Here is a 24,360-nt window from a genome sequence, read left to right on the forward strand (position 1 = left end):
TTCTGTGGGCGAATCACCGTAAGCCCCCCGAGGACAGACATCCAGATCGCTGGCTTGGTTCACGTGGCGGAGAGGCTGCGTTGCGACTTCTCCCGATTCTTGCGTCCGATGCCGGCGATAGCGAAAATAGTCGGTCCAATCTCTCCTTGCGTTGGAAGGCGAGATTGTGAACAGTTTCACGATCTTGCGCCAGGACGATACCATGGCAGCCCCCAAGAAACTTCCCTCCTCGAAGGAGGCTGGAACCGGTGATTCCAGCTCTTCGGAACGGAAAATCCCGAAAGCCGTGATCAAGCGGCTGTCCCTCTACTCGCGCGCCCTACAGACGCTCGAACGCGACAAGGTGGAGAAGGTCAGCTCGACCGAGCTCGGCGAGATGCTGGGGCTCAACTCCGCCCAGGTGAGGAAGGATCTCGCGTACTTCGGCCAATTCGGCGTCCCGGGTTTCGGGTATCCGGTTGGTGAACTGCGGGAGAAGATCAAGGCGATCCTCGGCACGAACCGCGAAATCCGGGTGGCACTGATCGGTGTCGGTCACCTCGGCACCGCGCTGATGGCGTACGGCGGTTTCGGGCGCCAAGGCTTCCTGATCACGTGCGCGTTCGACGTGGCTCCCGAGAAGCTGTCCGGAGAAAGCCGCGTTCCGGTTCATTCTACCGACGAGTTGGAGCAGCGGTTGGACGAATATGAGATCGACCTTGTGATCCTGACCGTTCCGGCCGAAAGCGCCCAGGGCTTGACGAACCGAATCGTCAACGCGGGCATCAAAGCTATTCTGAACTTCGTTCCGATGCGCCTGCAAGTTCCAGACTACGTCAAGGTCCACTACGTGGATCTGGCCATTGAGATTGAGTCTCTCTCCTATTATCTGAAGTAGTCCGCTGGGCGTCGGTCGTATCGACCATCGGCCAATCCTTCAACGGCACAGGATCGTACCGGGGCAGGTTGCGTGGTTCCGAAGTTGTAGCGCCTGCAACGGGCTTTCGCTGTGCCAGGCTGCGGCGTTCCAGAGCTTCCTTGATCTGATAGTACCGCCGTGTCCAAACACGCCGACGACCCGGCATGTCGGCGTTTTCCTCCTCAAACATCCGATAGTAAGCGATCCAATATCCCGTGTGCATCATGTAGCTCGCGGGATAACGAGCGGGCTGGCGCGATTCACCGGCACCCCACCACTGAAAGAGCAGCCAGCTCTTCATGAAACGCGTCTCGTAGCTGCGACCGATCTGGCGCTTCAACCAGGCAACCAGGATCGCGCCGGGAATACACCCGATTGCCCAGGCAGTGTAGGAACCGATCCAGAAATCCGCACTGCCGGAATTCATCGACGTCGCCGAGAGAAGCAGTCCCACGAAGATCGCACAGAACATGGTGATGAAGCTGCCCGCACCGGAAAGTAAAGCAACGATGAGAACAGTGAGAACGAAGTTCGAGACAGCGGCATTCAGCAAGGAGATTCGCGGTAACGAGTGAACCGCGAACATCCAGTGCGCCAGATGAACAGACTCGTAGTGAAACCAGGTCAGGATGATCGGAACTAGAATCACGAATGGCAGGATGAACACAGAGGTCGTTGCGCCACCCTCCGCCACTTCCTTCACGAATATCACCGGCATGAACATGTCGACAGCCAGCAGAACGACCATCAGCCAGATCCAAACAGACAGCAGGCCGGCCATGAAGAGATGGCCGATGACTGCGGGATTCAGAGAAGTGAGGCTGAGTTCTTCCACCGTGCTGGCACTCCCCCGCCACCTTCTCGCCATGTTCCAGCCCGAGAGCCCGCCCAGAAGAAAGATCAAATAGTCGAAGATGAAAATCCGAAGCATCATCATCGGCATCCCTGCACCAGGCGTCGGTCGATAGGCGAGCTTGTGCCAGATGAGAAGGATGAGGAACAGGAGAACGCAGAGCCCCGGCAGAACCCAATTGATGATGGAACGGGTCTCTGAATCGCGTGCCACGTCAATGACGCGACGTTCGTCGGCGAAGCCTGGCCGAATGCCCATCAGGCGATCGCGCAAAGCTCGCATTCGGCGCTGGAAGAGAGGATCCTGCTTGCCAGTCTCATCGCTCATCGATTTCCCCATCCACCTCATCGAACTCCACGGGCTCGTCATCCACTTCAACATCAACCTGACTGGAGAAGTCGTCGTCAGGTTCGTGATGCGCCTCCAACTGCAGGGGCTTTGGCAACTCGATCGAATACTCCTCACGCGGTCGCGCCAGCAGTTCGATCTGGCGCGGACGGGCTTCCTCCGGCACGGCGATAAACATCATCTCGATCAGTTGCATGAAGGATGAGCGCGAGAGTTCCTCCGCCATTGAGAGCGACTCGGCCGAGCGGGCGAACTGGCGCATGCGCTCGTCGAGAGAGCGCTGCGATTCGCGAAGCAGTTCATGGCTGGGCTCGCCGCCAAAGACTGCAAAGGTCGAGAAGATCTCCTTTGCGTCCCCCTTTTCCAAGGCGAGAACGCGCAGAGGCGGCAGCACGATGGTCAGGCGATTTGCCTCGGCGTCGAAGCGAATGTCCTCTGCATTGAGTCCATTCAGGTCGTAGCCGTAGCTCGCCTGCACGGGCATAACCTGGATGAGAACACTGCGACCGCGCAGCGCCTTCTTTCGCTCCAGCTTGTGATAGACGATCGACCGCATTTTGAAGGTCGTCATCTCGAGCGTCGGTTTCATCTCGGCAATTGCGGCGTACAGAACTTCCGAGTCGCGCGTCTTCACGAATTCTGAGATCGCGTGTCCGAACGCGGAGACGCCTTCGGAGACGGCTTCAGTTACTTTCTCCGCAACATCGCCGACAGTTTCCACAGTTGCAGTGACAACCTTGCCGGTCGTCTCAATCGCCGATTGGGAAACATCGCCGGTTGTGCCGATGCCCTTCTCGACCGATTTGCCAACGAGCCTTCCGGTCAGGTACAGGAAGAGCAAGACAGCCACGATGCCCAGCAGGAGACCCAGGACAAGGAAGCCGATGCTGTACGTCAACGCGCGTGAGGCATTCCATGCCGGAGCGGAATTGGCCGTGGTGGCGAGGAGCAGGACTGGAGTGTTCAGAGCGAGCATCGAGGGGATTATCTCCGCCGGTTTCTACAAGTGAACTACAGCAGGTCGACCGGATCAACGTCGATGGCGAGTCGAACGCCGGATGGCATCTTGAATTCGCGATCGGCCAGCGCGGCATGCAGGAACTTTGAGAGGGTCTTGGGCGACTTCCCGATCAGTAGAATGCGATACCGAAAACGCCCGCCCAGGCGGGCAAGGGGCGCGATGGTCGGCCCTGTGATACCCAGGTCGCGTGTCCCCCACTGCTGGCGCTGACGCCAGAGAATTCCAGCCAGCATGCGCGAGGCCTTGTAGGATTTTTCGCGATCGGGATCGCTGAATGTCAGCGCAATGAGGCGACCGCTCGGCGGGAATCCCAACTGGCGACGGCGGCGCAGTTCCTCTGCAAAGAAACCCTCATAGTCGTGCGCCATCGCAAAGCGGATTGCCGTGTGATTCGGCATGTAGGTCTGGAAGATCACCTCGCCCTTCGTGGCACGCCCTGCTCGGCCAGCTACCTGGGTCAGAAGCGTGAAGGTGCGTTCCTCCGCGCGGAAGTCCGGGATGAAGAGCCCGACGTCCGCGAGGATCACTCCGACCAGCGTGACCCGCTCGAGATGATGTCCCTTCGCAACCATTTGCGTGCCGAGAATGATATCCGCCTCGCCGGAGGTCATCTTCTTCCACGCGCGAAGGAAACCCTCTCGCCCGCCGGCGGTATCGTAGTCGAGTCGGAGAAGGTTTGCATCGGGGAAAATCTCCGAGATTTCCTCTTCGATGCGCTGCGTCCCCGATCCAACGGTCATCAGATCCTCGTTGCCACATTCGGGGCACGCGGATGGCGCGTTGTGTCGCTCGCCGCAGAAGTGACAGCGAAGGTAGGCGGAAGTCTCCGCGATTGGTTTCTCAAAGAGATCTAATGCGCTGGCCGTATCTGACTTCTTGGCCCGAGAGTCTCGTGGCTTATGGACGGTCAATGAGACGTCATCCTGCTCGCAGCGTGCGACCCACTTACATGACGGACAGAACAGGAAATTCGAGAATCCGCGCCGATTGAGAAAGAGGAGGCTTTGTTCGCCGCGCTCAAGGCGTGTACGAATGGCCTCGATCAACTCGTTGGAGAAATTGCCCGCACCGCGGCCTTCTGCAACTTCACGAGCAAGGTCAACAATGCGCACCGGCGGCAATTCCATACCCGATGCACGATCCGGCAGATGCAGCAGCCGGTACTTGTCCATGGCGGCATTCTGGTAGGACTCCATGCTCGGCGTGGCGCTGCCCAAAACGACCGGGATACCAAGACGTTGTCCGCGCACGATAGCAATGTCGCGCGCATGATAGCGCGGCACTTCCCCCTGCTTGTAGCTGCCATCGTGTTCTTCATCGACCACGATGAGGCCGAGGTTCGGCAGCGGGGCAAAGATCGCCGAGCGCGCTCCGATCACAATTCGGACGCGGCCGGATTCGATTTTTCGATAGAGGAAGAGTTTATCGCGGCGCGTCATCTGGCTGTGGAACACGCCGATCTCTGTGCGGAAGCGGCTCTCGAATCGATGAACAGTCTGCGGCGTCAGCGAAATCTCCGGTACGAGGCAAAGCGCCGATTGGCCGCGATCGAGGACGCGGGCCATTGCCTGCAGGTAAATCTCTGTCTTGCCGCTGCCGGTGATTCCATGCAGCAGATACGTTCGGAACTCCTGCTTGTCGAGCGAACGGCAGATTTCGGCGAAGGCCTCCTGCTGGCCTGGGATCAGCACATGATCCGAGTCTGGCTCGGGCAATTTACGATCGGGTTCGGGAATGCTCGGAGTGGCGGAAATCAGCAGACCAGCTTGCTCCAGTTTCGCAATCGTCGGAGGCGTCGAACCGGCCAATCGCGCGAGGGATGACTTCGTTTCTATCGGCCGACTCTGCTCATCCAGCGACTCGCAAACCTGGAGCTGACGTTTCGTCAGAGCACCAGCATGCGCGCGCCAGTCCTCGCGCAGGCGGAAGACTGGCAACGAGGAACTGGCAACATGGTGGAAGCCAACAATGGAAGCAGCCGCCAGCGCTTCCCCGTAGGAGCAGAAGTAGTAATCCGCAATGAAGCGAGCGAGCTTCATCAGTGAAGTATCGATGAGATACTCAGGCGAGGCACGACGAATGATAGCCTTGATGGCGCTGGCATCAAGACCATCGGTTTCAGAGCGTACTGAAACAACACAGCCAATCGCATTCTTTGTCCCGAGCGGAACCTCGACCAGCCAGCCGGGCGAAATCTCATCGCGAAGTTCTTCCGGCACCCGATAAGTAAGCGGATCAAGCGGCCGATTGACTGCAACGTCGACAAATTCAGGGGATGCGGTCATCGATCAGTGTCCCCCGATCCCGTCAAACAAATCGCCGGGCAGAGCGCGGGCGCGATTGCGTTCCTCAATCTGGCCCCGTGCCTCGATTGCAATCATGTGCGCGAGGTCTCTATCGAGCGTTGCTTCCGCAGTGAACGGACGGGCGCCTCTCCGTTCGAGTTGAGCAAGCGCAGAGACAAGCGCCCCATCGTCGGTCTCGGACTTCAGGAAGTGAAGTGATGTGCCCAAAGACAGGACCTCGGAGATGAAGTGATTCGTTCCTCCCTGCAGCCCCGTCTGCCCCGCCACGGCGACGTGAGCCAGGGAAGCGATCAGGCGGTTGCGAATGATTGGGCTGCTGCGCGTTGGGCGGAAACCCTTCGGGAAAGGCGAGAGGAAAAGCGTTCGTTCCATGTCCCAAAGATTCGCCATCGAGGGACGCCATGAGTCCAGGGAGATGTCCTCGATCGCGCAGGGCAGCACAACAATCGTCGACCCGCCGGCCTGAAGCGCACCGCGGTGCGCGGCGATGTCGGTTCCCTTTGCCCCGCCACTGACGACTGCGAGCCCCTCGTGTGCGAGGTTTCCCGCAAGGGCCTCAAGAGCAGTCAGAGCCCAGCCTTCCGCACTCCGACTGCCGGCAATCCCGACAAGCGGCTGCGTCAGCAGCTTCGGATTGCCGGCGGCGAACAGAGTCCCCTTGAGACCGGCCGAGGATTGGGCCTCTGCCAGAAGTCGCCACTGGTCCGACGAAAGCGTATCCTGGTCGGCAATGTAGACTTCCATCAGGGGCTACTCTCCGGGTGGCTGCTCGGACGAATCCTGGTCAAGATAGCGGTGAAGCTCAAAGGAAAAGGCCCGCGTTCGGCGGGCCCTTTCTGAACTTCGCAGTGGCGGCGGGAGGGTTACTCCACGCCGATCCCGTCTGTGTAGAGTTCGCTGAACTTCACATCACGGAGCACAATCGTTGCATCCTGGTTGTCGCTCGGATCGATGTTCAGGACCTCGAAGGCAAGGTGTACGCCCTGCTGGGCGACCGCATCATTGGAGGGACGATAGTAGAGTCGATAGGTCTTTCCGCCAATCGTCGTCGGAGCCTGCTCGGAATCCGGAGAAAGGCCGGCCACGACGAGCGAGGCGGACTCTTCGCCAGTGTCGGTGGTCAGACGCAGACGGAAGTCGGGGACGGCCGTCGGATCGGTCTCGTCCGTACCGACACGAACCTCGGCCACATACAGACGGTCCGTCCGAAGGGTCGTGCGGGGCTGATCCTCAAATTCGGTCTGCACCTCCAGGAGCGGGCTGTACCAGTAGCCCCAGCTCTTGCCGGCGGAAGGCTTCAATTCCAGGCCCATCTCGCTGACGCGGAACTCAGGCACTTGCAGATCGAGGAGCGGCTCGCCCGGCCCGGAGGTCCAAGCGGTGGTGAGTAGACCAGACTCGGACTGCTCGGCCAGAGGTACATTGCGCTCGGACGGGACGCTTGAGTAGGCGCTGATCAATTCGTCGCTCAGGTTTGCGTAGATGTTGATCGGTTCAGGCTTCAGGAACGTTGGAGCATTCTCGAACTTCTCGGATCCGTCCTGGTTGAAGTAGGCATCTGGAGTGATATCAACAGACATCGGGAAGACCGTCACTCCGCCAATCCCAACGCCACTGGTATCCATGAAGATGTGGCGCATCTGCTGCGGAGGCATCTCGGGATAGCGCTGGCGCAGGAGTGCCGCGAAGCCGGCGATATGCGAAACGGCGGCCGAGGGGCCAACGAACGCTCGATAATTCGGCGTATAGTAATCGGAGGATGCGGTGCTGACGCTGCTGTAACCCACGATATCCAGGAAGCGCTGGCCGCTGAACCAGGTGAGGAATCTGCCAGTGCTCTCCAGAAGCGGCCCGGGGCCATCGGGGGACGGCATGATGCCAAGACCGAGCTTCTCATCCTGATTGATGTGCCCAACCGTGATAACTGGAGGAAGCGCATCGGCATTGTTCAAGGCCACGCCATGCGTCAGGTAGGCCGGTTCTTCTACCATGCCCGATTCGATCACGAGCGTGAAGAAAGTCCGTGCGTTACTATGGGAGTTCTTGCGGAGAATCACAAGAGCGTAGGGCGTATCGTCGACTGCTTCGAAAACCAGACGCTCGACCGGATTGGCGCCGTCGCCATTCTGCAAACGACGGGAAGAGGCGACTGCTTCGCCAATGTTCAGAGAGTCGCGAGGAACCAGATAGAGATCGAGGTCGTCATCCGCCCGAGGTGCCGTGTCGCTCCAGAAATCATCCCACACCAACGTGGCGATGATGGGACCAAAGCGGCCGCACTCGCCATACTCCTCGTTCAAACACGAAGAACGAATGCTCAGGCCCTCGTCGCGGTCTTCTGCAATCTCAAGATTCCACGAATGGACTTTCTGCCGATTGTCACGCGGATCAGGATTGAACAGACCGGTTACAACCATCGGCAACCGATCGGCCTGAACCGTCGGTGTATCCTCCGTCGGAAGCATGGAGCCGCCCGCGCTGATGATGAACGGAGTGTTCGTATTGCGAGCAATATCGGTCGCGGATCTGGAGATCCAACTGGAGCCATCGTAGCGCCCCGCACCGGCATAAACCATGTTCTCGACGACGATATCGGCGTCGTTGTATTGCATGAAGAGTCGCGCCAGCTCCAGGTAGACGTCAGTCCGTCCATCTGCATAAATCATCGTGGCCCCTGGGGCAACATCATGAATGACTTCCATGATTGCCGACCCCTCAGGGAACGGATTCATCGACATATCCTTGAAGTCGGGATCGACTTCGTGACTGATCCAGGAATTGGGGAAGATGCGAATGCCGCCGTACCAACCATTAGTGGGGATCTGACCGCAGTTGTCCCACGGGGAGAGAGGAAGCTCGTCGTCATAGTGGAAGAGGGAGTCGCAGGCCGCCCCCTCTCCATCCCAGTAGAGCCCATTCGAGACAACGCCGACGATCACGCCGTCGCCATTGACGTTTTCCTGATTACGAATCCAGACGGTGCCCTGCTGGGAATCGCCTTCGGATTCAATGGGACCGGAGGTTGCCGTGCCGTAGTTTGGCAGAGAGATCTGGCGAACTTCGGGGTGCGCCGCAAGAAGCTCAAGCACGGACAGGTCGGCGTATCCCTGGACGATGGGACGGCCGGGAGAGACCGCCTCCACCTCCAGACCCATGCTCTCCAGTTCTTTGATGATCGGTTCGGCCTTTGTGCGAAGGTGAACGTAGATCTGAATCTCGCTTTGTTCCGGCCCCTTCAAACGAATCACATCGCGAGGCACGCCCTGCTGGACTCGGCGCGCGAAATCCTGCCGAGCCGCACGACTGCCTTTGGCATTCAATTGATTGACCAGATAATACAAGTCATCCGTAATGACGGGATGAGCCGGCATTTGACTCATCCGAGCCAGGGCTTCGCAGTTCACGTGAGACTCGCCATAGGGAGTCATCGAGTCCGCCAGGACGGTGGATGTGCCGGCAGCCAGAAGGCCTACAGCGGCTATGGTCAACATTCGATGCATTGGAGCGCCTCTTCTGTTCGAGTCGTATCCTGTAAGGTTTAGTTTTCGTAGAGCATCCACTGAGAGCCCAATCCTGTGTGATCGGTGCTCGGCGGAGTTGTTTCCGATTCACCGCCCTCTGCCGCAGGCAGCACGGAGAAGGCATAATCGGCGGTCGTTGCGGTCTCGCCGGAGATGTTCATCACTCGGACGTAGCGCGGACCCGGAACGGCGTCCTCGCGACCGCGAACATCCACGTCGATGATCTGGCTAGTGCGAATGATCGGGTTGGCAAGAAGATCAACACCGTCGCCGAAGGTAACGAGTGCGCCCTCCTTGAATCCAGTCCCCAGAACTCGGATCGTCTTCCGTTCGCCGACGTGGACAAAGCTCGGCGAGACCATCGCGACGGAGAGATTGGTCTGAACCGTCTGATCTGGAAGGAGATCTTCAGGAGCACGAACGTAGCCGACGCTGCGCGGGGCATTGAATCCTGAACCAACCATCCGATTTTCGTAGACCGGGTTCAGAGAGCCGAACGCACCAACTCCGAATGTGCGCCCGAGTTCGCCAACGTAGAGGTCCAGGTCGCCATCGCCGTCGATATCGAGCAGATCGACGCCGCGGGCGTTGCCCGTGGACTGCTGGGTGCCGGCCTGGAATTGAACCGTCAACGCCAGGGGCACTTCGTTGGTCACAATCTCGAACACTCGATAGCTCTCGAATGAGCGACTGACGGCCACGTCCACAGGTGCGTCTTCTTCACCGCGAGACAACGAGGCGGCGAAGATGAGATCCATGTAGCCGTCCATGTCGATGTCGCCGGCCACCACGCTGGTATGTGGATTGAAGGCCGGGTCCGGGAAGATGAACTCGCTCATGTCCGTGTAATTACCGGAACCATCGTTCGCCAGGTAAACATCGATGCCGGAAGATGTCGCGATGACAATATCCAGCGACAAGTCGACTTGGCCGTTTCCATTCATGTCGACATAGCGCGGGGCGCGGTTTGTCAGGACTGTCGTGTGAATGTCATTCGGATCGCGCTGCAGGACCGTGACCGGGCGCACGTAGCTGAAATCAACGCCCTGTACGATGTCTGCGACGGGGACCTCGGCCCCACCGAACAGCTCGTCACGACGCTCCTCAAGTGCCTGGAGGAAGTTGTTGAAGTTCAGGATCTCGGTGTCGGTCACGATACCGTTGCCATCCAGATCTTCTGTAACGTCGCTCCAGTCGGCGCGGTTGGTGCTGCCTTCCAACGGATCGAAGTTCGCCACAGCCACGGCCTCGCCCGCGATTTCGAGTGAGGGGAATTGATCGGTCGAGGCAGCGAGGAAGTGACCCAGAGCGCCACCCTGAGCGCCGCCCTGGTTGATCAGCAACTGGCAAGATTCCGCGAAGTTGGGATTCACGGATGTGCCGGTCAGAGAGCTGACCTGGCGGTTCGCCACGATGATGTCCTGATCGCCGTCTCCATCCACATCCAGGAACGCGGCGTCTCTTGAATCGTCGTTTCGGATGCCGTCGGCGGAAGTGCCGAGCAGCGGGACCTTTGGAAGACGAAGGGACGATTCATCCACGAACTTGCCGGAACCATCCGTATCGTTCCGCATCAAGACATTCGGAACGCCGAAGTCAGCCACTGCGTTGGCGAGGAACAGATCGATCATTCCATCGTTGTCGAAGTCGCCATCGGCAACGGCCCAGGCGAATTCGTGCTGATCCTGAGCAAGTTCCGGAATCCGGGCGGTCTGATCCTCGAGGATTCCGTCGCCAAGGCCTTCAGCAGCGACGATTGCCGGATCGAAAGTGCTGTCGCGCGGATCGAGATCGTAGGCGGTCAACGAATTCACCCATTCGGGATTGAATGTAATCCCGGAGAGAACGGCATCGTCTTCAAACAGATCCGACGCATCCGCATCACGGTTTGCGTACAGACGATTCCTGATTCCGTAGTTCGCGATAAAGAGGTCCAGATCTCCATCGTTATCGAAGTCGATGAACTTGCCATCGGTCGTCGGGCGAGCGGTGAGATCCAAGAACGGGGTCAATTCCCCGAATCCCGGCGAAATTGTCCTGCCCGCCGGATAGGCGGTATTAGCGGGAGTCAGCGTCGCCGTTCCGGCAATCGGTGCTTTCCCGCGATTCGACAGCACGAGGCTGTAGTCGCCCGTGTCCGTGTAGGAACCACCATTCAGGACTGCGACGTCGATATCTCCATCGCGATCGATATCGCCAGAGATCACTGCGTTTGTGGCGCCCGCTCCACCTGTACCAGTATAGCCTGGACGGGCAATACCAGTGGACAGCATGTCCTCCGTGAACTCACGAGTCCGGTCGAAGTACATCGGGGAGTCGTTGGCACTGAATGGCTCGGGCGGACGCTCGGTCGAATAGATGCCGTTAATATACAGGCGGGACTGGCCGCCTGCGACTGAGACAAAGACATCATCGTCGCCGTCGAGATCTGCATCGAGAACGCAGACATGGGCGCCTTCCAGCGGCGGATTGGGCCGCATGGCCGACAGACCGCCGCGCAGCCAGGAACCGGCTGCGTCGGTCCCCGTGGCGAAGACACCGAACGAATCGAGGTTGAAATACACATCCGATCGTCCACGTTCATCTGTTTCAACGTAGTAGGCGGTCGAACTGGCATCGGCAGCACTCAGAACATCCGGCGCACCATTTCGATCAATATCTGAGGTAGTCACCGAACGATAGCGATGATCGCTCCCGTACGGCTGGAAATCTTGCGCAAACGTTGACACTGGAGCGGAGATCGTCAGCAGTGGTCCGTTGATAGCCCACATATCGGAGTCATTGAACATCCCCGAAGTCGATCCGCCGATCGAGTTTCCGTTGTTCTGAGAGCGCCCGGGTCCCGCATAATACGGTGCATCCTGGAAGTACCGCATGCGGAAGTTCGTCGGACTTCCCGCCGATTGATCGGATTCGGTAACGAACGTTGCGTAACCCTGGGCCGAGATATCAGCGGCGGCGATTCCCATGCTGGACGTGATTCGGACATTGAGATCGTCGTTATCGGGGGGATTTGAGCCATTGTAGACATCATCGGTGCCATCAATGGTGCCGATACGAATCACACCGAACAAGTCGTATCCAGCACCGATGGGAGCCCACGGATCGCCGGTGCGCGGCAGGCTGATCGTATCGATACCGTAGTTCATCACGCCGTAGTAGCCATCCGGTATCAAATCTCCGTCGATGTCCATGTTCACGTAGACCTTGTCATCGCCGTCAACAGTCCAGTTCAGGCTATTGGGGGGAAGGATGAGGTCTGCCGTCGAGAAGTCCGGGCCCATGCCCGCGTTCATGAAACGGCCGAGGGCGACCTCCATGGTCATTGAATTGTCTTCCTGCATGATCGTCTGTACTGGAGTATCTTCCAGGAGATCCATGTGCAGTGGCGGCAGACGATCGAAGGTCTCCGGCGAACCGTCTTCGGACAGGAAGAGGCCGTCCTGACCAAGTGTCTCGTCCCGGAACCAGAAGCCGTTGACATTGATCTGCTCACCCACAGGAGCATTCGGGGGGAAGACTTGCTCCACCCAGGAGGCAGGGTTGGCCTGGAACGCAATGAAGGCGTCCGGAGTCCCTCGGGGAACGGGCCTCAAGGTAGTCGGATCAATCAGATCGTTTCGGCGATTGATCAGGATTCGTTCACTAAAGGGGACGAAGGAATTAACCAGGCCGGAAGGACCGTGATAGACAGGGGCCGTCTCGCCAACATCGATGGCGAAGTCCTCTTGCAGCGTTACATCCAAGTCCGGACCGACGTCGTAATTGCTGACGATGATGTCCAAATCGCCATCGCCATCAACGTCGGCGGCCTTGCTGCGTGTCGTGATGTCTGGAATACTCCGAGTGAGTCCGCTGCCCTTCGTATTCAAGATGCCGGGCAGGGCGGAATCCGTAACATCCTGGAAGAAGCCGTCGCCGAATTCATCATCATCGGGGAACGGATTGATGTCCTTGTCGTTGATGTCGACATTCAGGAAGAGCTGATTCGGACCATCGAGATTACAGAAATAGATGTCCAGATCGCCGTCCAGATCATAGTCGAAAAGGAGTGGATAGGAGGTCGCGCGCTGGTCGGGAGGCAAGCGATCGTCATCGCTGTTCAGGATGCCGTCGGCGCCGAAGGTCGAATCCACGAAGAATCCGGGGCGACCTGCGCGTGCATCGTTGATGTAGATGCGATTTGCGAGACCGGCACCGGGGTTCTCGCCGAGAGCCGAAACTGCCAGCACGAGGTCCGGGTAGCCATCGCCATTCAGATCGCCGGCACTTGCGCCTTCCACAAAGAGGTCTTCTTCAGGAATCTGCGCATCCTCGGTCACCACGGATGCCGGGGACGTGTCGCGCAGCACCGAACGCTGCGTCTCGCAGACATCACCGATGCCGTCGCCATCGGAGTCGGCCTGATCTTCGTTGATCGCGTCGGGGCAATTATCCTCGACGTTGTCGATGCCATCGCCATCGCGATCCGTATCGCAGGCGTCGCCGGTGCCATCAGCATCGATGTCGCTCTGCGACGGGTTGGGCGTCGTCGGGCAGTTGTCGTTCTCGTTCGGAATGCCGTCGCCATCGATATCCTGCTCGCAGATGTCGCCAACACCGTCACCATCCAGGTCGGTCTGGTCCGGGTTGTAGTAGTACGGGCAATTGTCGAGCGAATCCTCGATGCCGTCGCCATCGATGTCATCATCGCAGACGTCGCCAATCAGGTCGCCGTCAATATCGGACTGCTCTTCATTGGGAACATAGGGGCAATTATCGAGCGCGTCGTTCACGCCGTCGCCGTCAATGTCGCCTTCACAGACGTCGCCGATGCCATCCTGATCTTCATCGGCCTGATCTGCGTTCGGAGTATAGGGGCAGTTGTCGATGTCGTTGACGACACCGTCCAGATCGTAGTCATCGCCAGCCACGCGCTGGCGCGTGCCGGTGTTCGTGATTATGTCAACCGGGGCCAGGAAGTCTCCTGCCCCGAGGGTGATCGGATAGGCGATGCTCGCATCGTCGGCCATAATCTCGGCCGGATCGTTCTTGGGCAGTCCATTCTCACGATCGCGCAGGTCGATGATGCGCGGATCGGCGATGCCCGGATCCATAATATAGGTTCCGCCGTTGACGATGGTCGCGGTGTCTCCAGCCGCCACGGTCCGCGGCAGCCAGCGGCTGATGAAGCCGGTGTCGACTGCGAACTGAGCGAATCCTGGAATCGCTTCCAGACTCTGCCCGGGCTGCATCGTCCAAAGGCTGTTGGTCCGCAGGCGGGCACGGTCTGTATCGACCGTCAGAATCTCATCCGGAGTCGTCAGACCCGGAAGATCGCCAAAGATCGAGAACTGAATCTGCGGTCCCTGCGCATTGTCGTACCAATCGACTGACATCGGGACATCTGCCCCGGTGAAGAGCGTCGAGTGCGTCATGCGCTCGCCATTGACATACAGCTCAGGATTCGTGCGCGCGATGCTGGTCGAATCCTGGGCGGGAAGAAGTCCGACAGTCGAGTCGTACAACTGGGCGATTCCGAAACCGATCGGCTCATCCAGCCGATTCTCGAATTCCCACGAGACTTCAAAGCCACGACGCTCTGCGCCACTGATCGTCGGATACGAGACGAGGTCGATGTTCTGTGTCAAAACGCCAATCAGATTGCCGAGGCGATCCTCGATGTCGAAACGGATCTTGATTGTATCGAATGTATCGTCGATTGTCAGCACGCCATAATTGCCGCCGAAACCGCCGGAGCGGTTATCGAAGTCGAGCACGCGACCATCTGCCAGTTCCAGCCGCATAACCGCGTAGTTTCGGGCGGGAGCGGACAGGTAGCGCGGTCCGTCAATGACCGCCGCCGTGAAGGCGCCCGTCGCGCGGAATTCATCGTTGAATCCATCCGCATTCAGATCCACCAGGGCCCCATCGAGCCCAATGTATGCGAAGCTATTGCCGATGGTGTTGAGGAATCCGTCGTCTTCGTCGATGACGCCCTGGCCAAAACGCGGAAGCGGGGCCTCGACGCCACCGAAGAACTCATAGGGGAAACCGGTAAACTGGGCGTCTGTATAGTCTTCTGAAACGCCGTCCCAACTGAACTCCTGGGGACCGATGAAGATGAAGAGCGGCTCGCCAGTCGGCAGGCCGTGCATCTCGTACTCGCCGTTCAGCGGAAGAGTCAGCGCCGGCGAATTGATGGCTGGATCGCCAGTGTCTCCACCGGCTGCCAAGGCAAGGGCCTGAATGCGACCCGAAACGGTGTGGGCGATCAGTTGAATCGGACCGACGTCCGTCTCTGTCGCGTTGTTGAATCGGCCATTCAGGAAGTAGACCGTATCGAGATCGATTGCAGCGCCATCGGGCAGTTCGCGACCGAAGAAGATGATCTGTTGCGGAAGCGACGCTTCCGTTTCGCCTGCGAAAATGTCATCCTGGGAATAGTCGAACGCTGCGCCATTGAAGAGATTACCACCGAAGCCGGGAGCACCGAAATAACCGTCGGGATAATTCTGTGCGATTGTCAGTTCGTCATCAAGATCCAGGTCGCGCATCTCATAGGGGTTGACCAGGAAAATGTCGTTGTCGTCTTCGGGCACGATGTAGAACTCGCGCATCGTTGCATTGTAGAGGTGCGAAGTACCGAGGCCGACCATTTCGCCGACACCGCGCGCGAACGCGGACTCAATGTCCAGCGTTCCGAGCGTATCCTCGGGCGAGAGCGGCGGATCCATCTGGGCGAGGTCATCCTCGTCTTCCGGATACTGGAACCACAGGGGCTCCGCGCCGTTCATTGAAATATCGGAGTCGATCACTTCGCCGGCGTGGTACTCGCGCCACGGCAGCGAAACGTCGATGATGGAGTCGCGATTCAGGTCCAAGCCAATGTCGCCTGTCTCAAGCTCGGTCATGTAGAGATCGGCGGCGTTCAGACCGTCTTCCGTCGGGTCGAAATCACGTCCGAAGTAGAAGACGTGAGGAATGTACAAAACACCATCGCCCGGGATGATATCCGGATCCTGGAATGTGATCAGGTTATAGCGATCGAGGCGCACATCCTGCGGGCCGAATGGAAGCTGGATCGGATCGTAGATCGGCGCCTGGGTGGACAGATACGGAGCGGTGGAGAACTCGAATTTCGAGAGCGAGGCGTCATTCCAACCACTGATGACGCGCTGGAGGCCGCTCATGATATCCTGGTCTCGGACCTCATTCGTGTTCACAGCGCGAGGCAGAATGCTGAAATCCCCCATCCCGCCGAAGGGCGAGTAGACGTAGAGGGGCACAGGGAAGTCGTCCTCGGACCATTGCAGGGGCTGAGTCACAATTGTGTCGTCGCTGCTGTCTGTGGGGTCCAATGGGACTAAGGTCTCAACATGCACAACAGCCCCGGCGAAGACCGCCGAAGCCAGAGTCGAGAACAACGAAGTCCACAGAAGTTTACGAAGTTGGGACACTCGCATCGGAAACCGCTTCCTTATTTGATTCTCTCGTTCAGAACAGCCGGCATGCCACCGCCGGGTACCGCTCTCCTCCGTCCAGTGGACGGTTTACTCTTCCGTCTGGACCTTGGCCTGGGTCTCATCATCGACGGCTTTGATCTTCTTGGTTGGGACTGCCGTGCGTGGGAGGTTCTTCTGCATTTCCTGGGCACGACGCGGGAAAGGATCGAAGGCGCGCAACGCGTCGAAGGCCTTCTGCTCCTTGACCGCTTCGAACGTTCCGACGGTCGGAATCGAGCGCGTCGAACGCTTGAGCGTCTTCGCGTTCGTCAAGACCGTTGTCAGTTGCGACCGGAAGCGCTCCAGCGTCGGCGGCTGATCCTTCGAGCCGGTGCGAACGCCATGACGCACGATCCGCACATCTTCCCATGTCATCTCTTTCTCAGCGACCATTTCGGTCTTGGTGGTGCGGACAACGTTGAATTTGCCCTGCAAGCCACCAATGATCTGTGGCGACTGCACGAGGGGCGATTCCATATTGATGTTCGGATTGATCGCGCGGGCTTCCTTCTCCGTCGGAGGGTCGGAGAGGAAGAGAACGACCTCTTCCTTCGGCTCCAACGTCGGCATGCCCGGGGAAATCGACGAGATCAACTCGCCCTTTCCACCCAACGTCACTAGTTCCATCTCCTGATTGGCGCTCTTGTCGCCTTTCAGGGACTCGATGACGGTCAGGCGATGACGAGTGATCAGCTTGCCGTGATACCATTCGGTCTGGCTGTCAGCCACCTTCGCATGGACGACCTGGTCGGAGACCGCTGCCATCTCCTCGACCGTCAAGGGGACGGTGAGGGCGGCCGAAGCGCGACCGGGGACGAGGACAGCCAAAGCCAGCATCGCCACACAGAGGAATGCGCCCGCCAGCCGGCGGCCGCTCTGCACGCGAACATGCAATTCTTTTTCAGTCACTTGCCTTCTCCTGCCGAGGCGAGATCGCAGTTTCGGGACGGATCTCGCCGAGGGTGATTTCGCAAGTCGAAATGCCGCCGTTTCCGGCGGTTCATCGACACGTCCTTATCTAAAGACCTCACTTGCCTGCTGCTGCGTCTGGAAACGGTAAACGTTGCCCAGACTGATCGTTCCATTCGTCGGGTCGTAATCCATCCGGTATGTTCCAAAGGCCGCATCTGTCGCGGACATCGTCGGCAGATGGCCCATGTTTCCCTGGTGCCCCATGGTGCTATCCGGCCCTACCGAAACCAGCGTCCAGGCCGGCTCCGTATCCGTGGGGAGGGACTCCAGGATATCCCCGTCCCAGTAATCGATAACATTATTAGGGGGCGCAAGGGTGTTTTCGAAGATGTCGTTGGGAATCCGCCCGATATAAGAGATGGGCGTCGTGAAGCGTGACATGTCCTCGATGCGGGTGTTCGCATCGCCGATTCCGGCCTGGTTCGCCGCAGAGGGATATCGCTGCCTGGGTGGGTATTGATTGTGGTCGACCCGGTAGGATTCGATCGCGGTCGCGAGACTTCGCGAGTCCGCCTTGATCCGGGCCACTTTGGCCCGCGTTTGAGCCTCGAGGAAGTTCGGAACAGCGATGGAGGCCAGAATCGAGATAATCGCGACGACGATGAGGAGTTCAATGAGTGTAAATCCTCGTCTGCCCGGTCTCGAAGACCAGGAAACCCGCCGCCTCAAAAGCCAACCCATTTCGCGTAAGTCCCGCCGTCCCAGTTGTTCTCCAGCCATCTGTTCCTCAGTGCGTCGTTTTTCGTGGTGTCTGGTGTAGTTCGGTTGGGCGATGCTTTGACCCCTGACCGTTGAGGTCAAGTGCAATTGGCGTCTCTGCCCTGCCGACCTGGTTTCTAAGCCTCCTTGAGACCTGAATTGGTGTCAATGGATGATGCTGATAATCCGTGTCTGAACATGGTTCATTTTGCCCTCGATTGTCACAGAAATCCGGGCCAAAAACCACTTGGACGGCTCGTCCATCCGAAATGGAGCGGGATAACAGGCGTCCGCCTTGTATGATGCTTGCGCCGGGAGTTCCGTTGTCGGAATGTTTCCACGTGTCCGGGAGCCCCCGGGATTCGGGGTCAGTTATCGACCTGGGCACTGTGATCAAGACACTCCTGGGGAGGAGCGGATTCCAATGAATGTTCTTGTGCTGAACTGCGGGTCGTCATCTGTAAAATTCCAGGTGATCGATACTTCTCTGAAGAAAATCGATGCTGGGGGCGAGGAGTGCCTCGGCCGCGGGCTGGTTGAGCGGATTGGCCTGGGCGACACGTTGCTGCGCTTCGAGCCAAAGGGCGGCAAGGTCATCCGACAGGGCGGACACCTGACCGATCATCGCCAGGCGATCGAAGAAATCCTGAAGATCCTGACGAAGAGCGAGTACGCTATCATCGGGGACCTGTCGGAAATTGGCGCCGTGGGACACCGAGTCGTCCACGGCGGGGAACGTTTCGCCCGAAGTATGGTCGTTGACGATGAGGTTGAGGCCGGCATCGAGGAGTGTATCGACCTGGCGCCGCTGCATAATCCGGCAAACCTGCGCGGCTACCGGATGGCGAAGCAGTTGCTGCCGGAGATCCCCCACTGCGCCGTGTTCGACACCTCATTCCACCAGTCCATGCCCCCACACGCGTTCATGTATGGCCTGCCGTACAGCCAATACACCAAGCACGGCATTCGCCGCTACGGCTTCCATGGCACCAGCCACCGATTCATGGCCTTCCGGCTGCACAAAATCTACAACGTTCCGCGGTTCGGGGTGCATTGCATCAGTTGCCACCTGGGCAACGGCTGCAGCATCACGGCGATCAGCGAGGGCCGCAGCCTGGACACGAGCATGGGCTTCACCCCTCTGGAAGGCCTGATGATGGGAACCCGCACGGGCGATTTGGACCCGAGCGCGATCTTCTATATGATGGGCCGCGAGGAAATGGCCCTGCACGAGGTCAACACGCTGCTGAACAAACACAGCGGCCTGATTGGTGTCTCGGGCGTTTCCAACGACATGCGCGAGCTGCTGCGGCACGAGTATCAGGGCAACGAGCGCGCGTCGCTCGCGATCAAGATGTTCTGCTACCGGGCGGCGAAGTACATCGCCTCGTACCTGCCCGTCGTCGGACCGAAGATCCAGGCGATCACGTTCACCGGCGGGATCGGCGAGAACAGCCCCGAAATCCGGAAGCGCATCATCGAGCAGTTGAATGTCCTCGGGATTTTCCTGGACGATGAGTTGAACGGCGAGTGCATCGGTCGGGAGTGCATGATTTCCTCGGAGAAGTCGCGCACGCCGGTCTATGCGATTCCGACAAATGAGGAACTTGTGATCGCACGGGACACCATCCGGGCTATCGAAGGCGTTCTGTAGACCGATTCGGCTTGGCGCAAGCCAGCAGAACCCGTACAAGGCGAGAACATACGCAAGAGCCACTTACGACGGAGATTTCTTTCATGGCGAAGAAAGCACACGAAATCGAATATCAGATCATCGGCGACGATATGCAGTTCGTGGAGATCATTCTGGATCCCAACGAAACCGTCGTCTCCGAAGCCGGCGCGATGATGTTCATGCGCACTGGAATCGATATGGATACGCGGTTTGGATCGGCCAGCGGCGACGACAGCGGCGGTTTCATGGGCAAGCTGATGTCCGCGGGCAAACGAATGATCACTGGCGAAAGCCTTTTCCTGACGACCTTCACGAATGAAGGCCAGGGGAAGAGTTCCGTCGCGTTCGCCGCACCGTATCCCGGAAAGATCATCGCTCTGAACCTGGAAGAGCACGGGACGATGCTCTGCCAGAAGGACAGCTACCTGTGCTCTGCGCTGGGCGTGGATGTGAATGTGGCCTTCAACAAGCGATTCGGTGCGGGTCTGTTCGGCGGTGAAGGTTTCATCCTGCAGAAGCTTTCCGGCGATGGGCTTGCATTCTGTCACGCCGGCGGAACGATTCACTGGATGGACCTGGGGCCGGGCGAAGAACTTCGCGTCGATACGGGCTGCCTGGTCGCATTCCAGGAGCAGGTCACCTACGACATTCGGTTCGTCAAGAACGTCAAGACGGCGCTCTTCGGAGGCGAAGGAATGGTCTACGCCTACATGACGGGCCCTGGCCGTGTTTACCTGCAATCGCTGCCGTTCAGTCGTCTGGCCAGCCGCATCTATCGCGCTGCGCCACAGACCGGCGGCCGGCGCCAGGGCGAAGGCTCGATCCTCGGCGGCCTTGGCAATCTGCTGGATGGTGACGGCCTGTAAGAAACCGGGGACGGACTCATGCCGAAGTACTACCCCGTGATGTTGAATATCGAAGATCGGCCCGCCCTGGTTGTCGGTGGCGGGCCGATTGCCGTTCGTAAAGCGCGCGGTCTGGCCGAATACGGTGCGCGCGTTCGTATGGTGGCGCTGGACTTCTGTGACGAAGCCTCGCAAGTTCCCGGCGTTGAACTGATTGAATCCGCATTTCGTCTCGATCATCTCGATCATACAACGATCGTCTTTGCCGCGACGAACGATCCCGCCCTTCATCATCGCATCAAACACGAATGCGACAAGCGCGGCATCCTCTGCAACATTGTGGACGTGCCTGACTTGTGCAGCTTCATCGTGCCGTCAATCATCCGACGCGGCGAACTGATGATCACGATCTCGACCGACGGTACGTGCCCGGCCTACTCGAAATTCCAACGCAAGCGCATGGAGTTGTGCTGCTTCCCGCAAGGCGCGGAGCAAATGCTGCACGTCATCGCAGCCGCACGCGAAGAGCTCAAAGGTCCGCTCGGAAAAGGACTGACCGACGAGCAGAAGTTTGAGTTATTGCGCAGTCTCGCCGAAAGCGATCTCGTCGAAGTCCTTGCAAACGCCGGCGAAGATGAGGCCAAGGCCGAGGCGGTTCGACGCATTCGAGAGCATGCAAAGGAGAACAAGAGTGAAGATTCCCGCGAGTGATCGAGACTATCCATTCCGGCACATTCGGCGCCCCGATGGGGCGAATGGCCTCTTTTTCGCCGCATTGTTTGTCTTCGTCGCCATCGTGTTCGCAGTTTCCCACAAGTGGGGCATGTTTCAGACCTGTCTTCTCCTTGCCATCGTGAGTTTCATCGTCGGAGTCCTGCTGGATGCCGCGGCGAACTGCTACGACGCCACGGTCGCCAGCTACCGTGCCCAGGCGAAAATGCTCCAGGAAATTCGCAAGGAATCAGATTCCGCTCCCGTGCGAGACGAGCTCCCATCCTCCGGTAATTGACGTTATCGCGGCGATTGACGGGGATTCCCCTTGCATCCTGCCAAAATTCCCAGCCATATGCGCGCATTGGAATAATCTGATAGGCCACTTGCCTCCGACCCGAGCGCAGCGGCCGGAGTGGGAGGGGGTCGATGTGGTTTCGTCCTAGTAGTCCCTTCATGGTGCTGTGCACCCTGATCCTGGCCGGTTCCTTGGCCGGCGCACCCGCGGAGCCTTTCCCCCGTGACCATCGCCCGGACGGGCCGCATCCGCGGCTGTGGCTGACCGCAGAGCGTCTCGCGACTCTCCAGGCAGCACGCACGGCCGATACTCCGGAGTGGCAGCGTTTCCAGGCAGACTGCGACACCTACATGGTGGAGGAGCCGTGGAATGGCCCGCAATACGCCGTGCCCCACCTCCTGCTGATCTACAAACTGACAGGAAACGCAGCCTACGGGCAGAAGGCCATCGACTACACGCTGGCAACGCGAACCATTCCGCTCGAAGGCAACGATCCGGCCCACGGTGGATACCATGCGATCGCCATGACATACGATTGGCTGCATGACGATCCTCTTCTCACAACCGAAACACGCGATGCGCTCGCATCGAAGATGGTTCAGTGGAGCGATCATGTCTGGGCCACAGATAATGAGAGCGGCCTCGGCGGAAATGCTGCCGACACGGATCATGTGATCATGACGGGTGCCGTGCACTTAATGATGGGATGCGCGATGGATGGGGAATCGAGCGCCTCGTTGGTTCTGCTGGATCGCGCATGGTGGTTATGGTCGCGAGGCCAGGGCGCAGACGAAGCAGAACCGGGCGCGGGGCCACAATCGATTCGTGACTGGGTTCGCGAGACGAGCGGGGGCCATTTCCCAACCGGCTACTCGTACTTCAGCGGCACAGATGCCGTTGGTTTGTCGGAGTATTGGCTGACGATGAAGACTGCGTGCGACTACGACATCAATGTGCAGGAACCTGATCTCGCCGGATTCTGGCCCGGGGTGGCTCGCACAATGGTTGATGCGACGAATCCTCCGATGGACCTCATCCATCATACGGGCGATTGGGAGGACCCGCCAACGCTTGCTGTGTTGCCCTGGATGTATCAACTGGCGGCGTTTGCGCAGTACCTTTCGCTCGATGCCGGCAATTCGAACATGGCCTCCCTCGCACAATGGTACTACGATACGATCACAAGCGACCACTACTCGACGTTCATCGAGTTCTTCCTCTCCAATCCAGTTGCTGTCGTCGCGAAATCACCGACCGATCTGAATTTGAATCCGATCCAATTCTGCAACGGGCCGGATTGGCTTTTCTTCCGATCCGATTGGAGTACGAGCGCGACATGGGGAATGTTCGCAGGAGATGGGAATCTGCCGGTCGACCACCAATCGCCTGACCATGGGCACTTCACGCTGTGGCGAGACGGCGAGTACCTGACCAAAGATGCGCGCGCTTACATTGGTCTCCCCTACCAGGCCGGGATCTTCTTCAGCAACCTCTCGATTCAAAATGCGAGCCCGAACGGCACGGCGGCCTGGGGCGATCGAGCGGCACCGGCTGCGATCGATCGCACGCTGATCGGGTCCGGCGCGACGCCGTTTGCCTATGCACGAATGCAGGCGGACGGACAGTGGAACCAGCACCCGGACGTCTGGGAGGCCGTCAGTCGCGTCCAGACCTATCGCCGTCACTTCTTCTGGGCAGGCGACTATGTTGTTGTCTTCGATCGATTGCGCACATCGGATGCCGGGTGGAGTTCCTATCGACTGCGCACGCTCACGCAGCCCCAGGTGAACGGTAAGGACTTCACGGCACTGAGCCCCAGTGGGAATCAGCGTCTTCTGCACCGGACGATGGAACCGAGCATTGCAACGCTGAGCGTCGTTGATGAGACGGCGGAATGGAATGGCGTGTACGAGGACTGGGAGGTGGCGCTCGATGAGCGCAAATGGCAGGTGGAGGTACGTCCTGCTGATTCGGCGAGCGTAGACTATCTGAACGTCATTCAGATGGGCCCGGCGGCAATGACGGATTTCGACACAATCGAACATCTCACAGGAAACGGTAACAGTGGCGCTCGAATTGGCTCGTGGTGCGTCGTTTTTGCCTCGGATGAAACAACCCGCACGCTGGCGACCTACTCAGTCGCCAATCCTTCGACGGCGATGGATCACCTTGTGGCGGATCTGGCGCCTGGAACTTACAGTCTGAAAGTCGATGATCAGGCCTCCGGGAAGATCGCCGTGACGGCCGCCTCTGAATCGGCTCACTTCGCGACGACCGCCGCCTCGGGGGCGCCCAGTCAATCCATCCGGCTGGAACTCGATCAGCCCGGCCCGAGCACTCCTCTGGGAGGCTGGCTGCTGAGGTAGCCCTCGAACCGAATCGCCCACAATATCGAAATCCTGCTTTCCCCCTTCCTCTCTTCCTCATAGAAGAAAGAGAGGAAGGGGAATAATGATTCCATACAAGCAAGTCGACATCTGGGAAACGTTGAAGGCCTTTGCGGTGGACCGCGCGCCGGGTCTCGCGCCGCTGATCGATGAAGCGCGCTGCCCCTCCTGGCAGTCGATTGAAGTGCTTGAGGCGCAAGTTCTGGCGCTGATGGCGTACCTGGATTGGGATCCGCACAGTTCCCCGGCGCGCCGCAAAGCTCGACGTCTCGTGCGTGAAATCGCCCCTCCCCCACCGGATGAAAACGCTTCCTCCATTCGCGAAACATCGCCCGAGCCCAT

Annotated in this window: 14 protein-coding genes; 6 read left to right on the plus strand and 8 right to left on the minus strand. The window is 58.9% G+C overall.

What is annotated here, in order from left to right:
* Window positions 1–202: 202 nt before the first annotated feature.
* The gene (locus tag KQI84_02125) at window positions 203–877 is read left to right on the plus strand and encodes a redox-sensing transcriptional repressor Rex (protein ID MCB2153657.1); all 675 of its coding nucleotides are present in this window, start codon (window positions 203–205) and stop codon (window positions 875–877) included.
* On the opposite strand, the gene KQI84_02130 is transcribed toward KQI84_02125, so the two are convergent.
* The 8 genes from KQI84_02130 to KQI84_02165 all read right to left on the minus strand — a co-directional run bounded on the left by KQI84_02130 (window position 816) and on the right by KQI84_02165 (window position 18,084).
* Window positions 816–2,078 (minus strand): hypothetical protein, encoded by a 1,263-nt coding sequence (locus tag KQI84_02130; GenBank protein MCB2153658.1) that lies wholly within the window; start codon window positions 2,076–2,078, stop codon window positions 816–818. The genes KQI84_02125 and KQI84_02130 overlap by 62 nt on opposite strands.
* Entirely contained in the window at window positions 2,068–3,075 is a 1,008-nt protein-coding gene (locus KQI84_02135; protein MCB2153659.1) for a DUF4230 domain-containing protein, read from the minus strand. Before KQI84_02135 ends, KQI84_02130 begins: the two co-directional genes overlap by 11 nt.
* Window positions 3,076–3,110: 35 nt before the next feature.
* Window positions 3,111–5,405, minus strand: coding sequence for a primosomal protein N' (priA, locus tag KQI84_02140; protein MCB2153660.1), 2,295 nt, complete (start codon window positions 5,403–5,405; stop codon window positions 3,111–3,113).
* A 3-nt stretch (window positions 5,406–5,408) separates the two neighbouring features.
* Window positions 5,409–6,170, minus strand: coding sequence for a DNA-protecting protein DprA (locus KQI84_02145; GenBank protein ID MCB2153661.1), 762 nt, complete (start codon window positions 6,168–6,170; stop codon window positions 5,409–5,411).
* A 119-nt stretch (window positions 6,171–6,289) separates the two neighbouring features.
* Window positions 6,290–8,926, minus strand: coding sequence for a S8 family serine peptidase (locus tag KQI84_02150; protein ID MCB2153662.1), 2,637 nt, complete (start codon window positions 8,924–8,926; stop codon window positions 6,290–6,292).
* A gap of 38 nt (window positions 8,927–8,964) precedes the next feature.
* The gene (locus KQI84_02155) at window positions 8,965–16,392 is read right to left on the minus strand and encodes a thrombospondin type 3 repeat-containing protein (GenBank protein MCB2153663.1); all 7,428 of its coding nucleotides are present in this window, start codon (window positions 16,390–16,392) and stop codon (window positions 8,965–8,967) included.
* Between the two features lie 87 nt (window positions 16,393–16,479).
* Window positions 16,480–17,340: a hypothetical protein gene (locus KQI84_02160; protein MCB2153664.1), complete on the minus strand. Its 861-nt coding sequence runs from the start codon at window positions 17,338–17,340 to the stop codon at window positions 16,480–16,482.
* A gap of 105 nt (window positions 17,341–17,445) precedes the next feature.
* Window positions 17,446–18,084, minus strand: coding sequence for a type II secretion system GspH family protein (locus KQI84_02165; protein MCB2153665.1), 639 nt, complete (start codon window positions 18,082–18,084; stop codon window positions 17,446–17,448).
* 442 nt (window positions 18,085–18,526) lie between these two features.
* Between KQI84_02165 and KQI84_02170 the strand changes: the two genes are divergently transcribed.
* The 5 genes from KQI84_02170 (at window position 18,527) to KQI84_02190 (ending at window position 23,997) form a co-directional block, all read left to right on the plus strand.
* Complete coding sequence (locus KQI84_02170) at window positions 18,527–19,756, plus strand: acetate kinase (protein ID MCB2153666.1); 1,230 nt, start codon at window positions 18,527–18,529, stop codon at window positions 19,754–19,756.
* Window positions 19,757–19,839: 83 nt separating this feature from the next.
* Window positions 19,840–20,643, plus strand: coding sequence for a TIGR00266 family protein (locus KQI84_02175; protein MCB2153667.1), 804 nt, complete (start codon window positions 19,840–19,842; stop codon window positions 20,641–20,643).
* 18 nt (window positions 20,644–20,661) lie between these two features.
* Complete coding sequence (locus KQI84_02180; protein ID MCB2153668.1) at window positions 20,662–21,333, plus strand: bifunctional precorrin-2 dehydrogenase/sirohydrochlorin ferrochelatase; 672 nt, start codon at window positions 20,662–20,664, stop codon at window positions 21,331–21,333.
* On the plus strand, window positions 21,314–21,631 hold the full coding sequence (locus KQI84_02185; GenBank protein MCB2153669.1) for a hypothetical protein: 318 nt from the start codon (window positions 21,314–21,316) through the stop codon (window positions 21,629–21,631). The genes KQI84_02180 and KQI84_02185 overlap by 20 nt, the downstream gene beginning before the upstream one ends.
* Before the next feature lie 131 nt (window positions 21,632–21,762).
* Window positions 21,763–23,997: a hypothetical protein gene (locus KQI84_02190; protein ID MCB2153670.1), complete on the plus strand. Its 2,235-nt coding sequence runs from the start codon at window positions 21,763–21,765 to the stop codon at window positions 23,995–23,997.
* Window positions 23,998–24,360 lie beyond the last annotated feature (363 nt).

It is taken from the genome of bacterium, assembly GCA_020444065.1.
Classification (GTDB): Bacteria; Sumerlaeota; Sumerlaeia; order SLMS01; family JAHLLQ01; genus JAHLLQ01.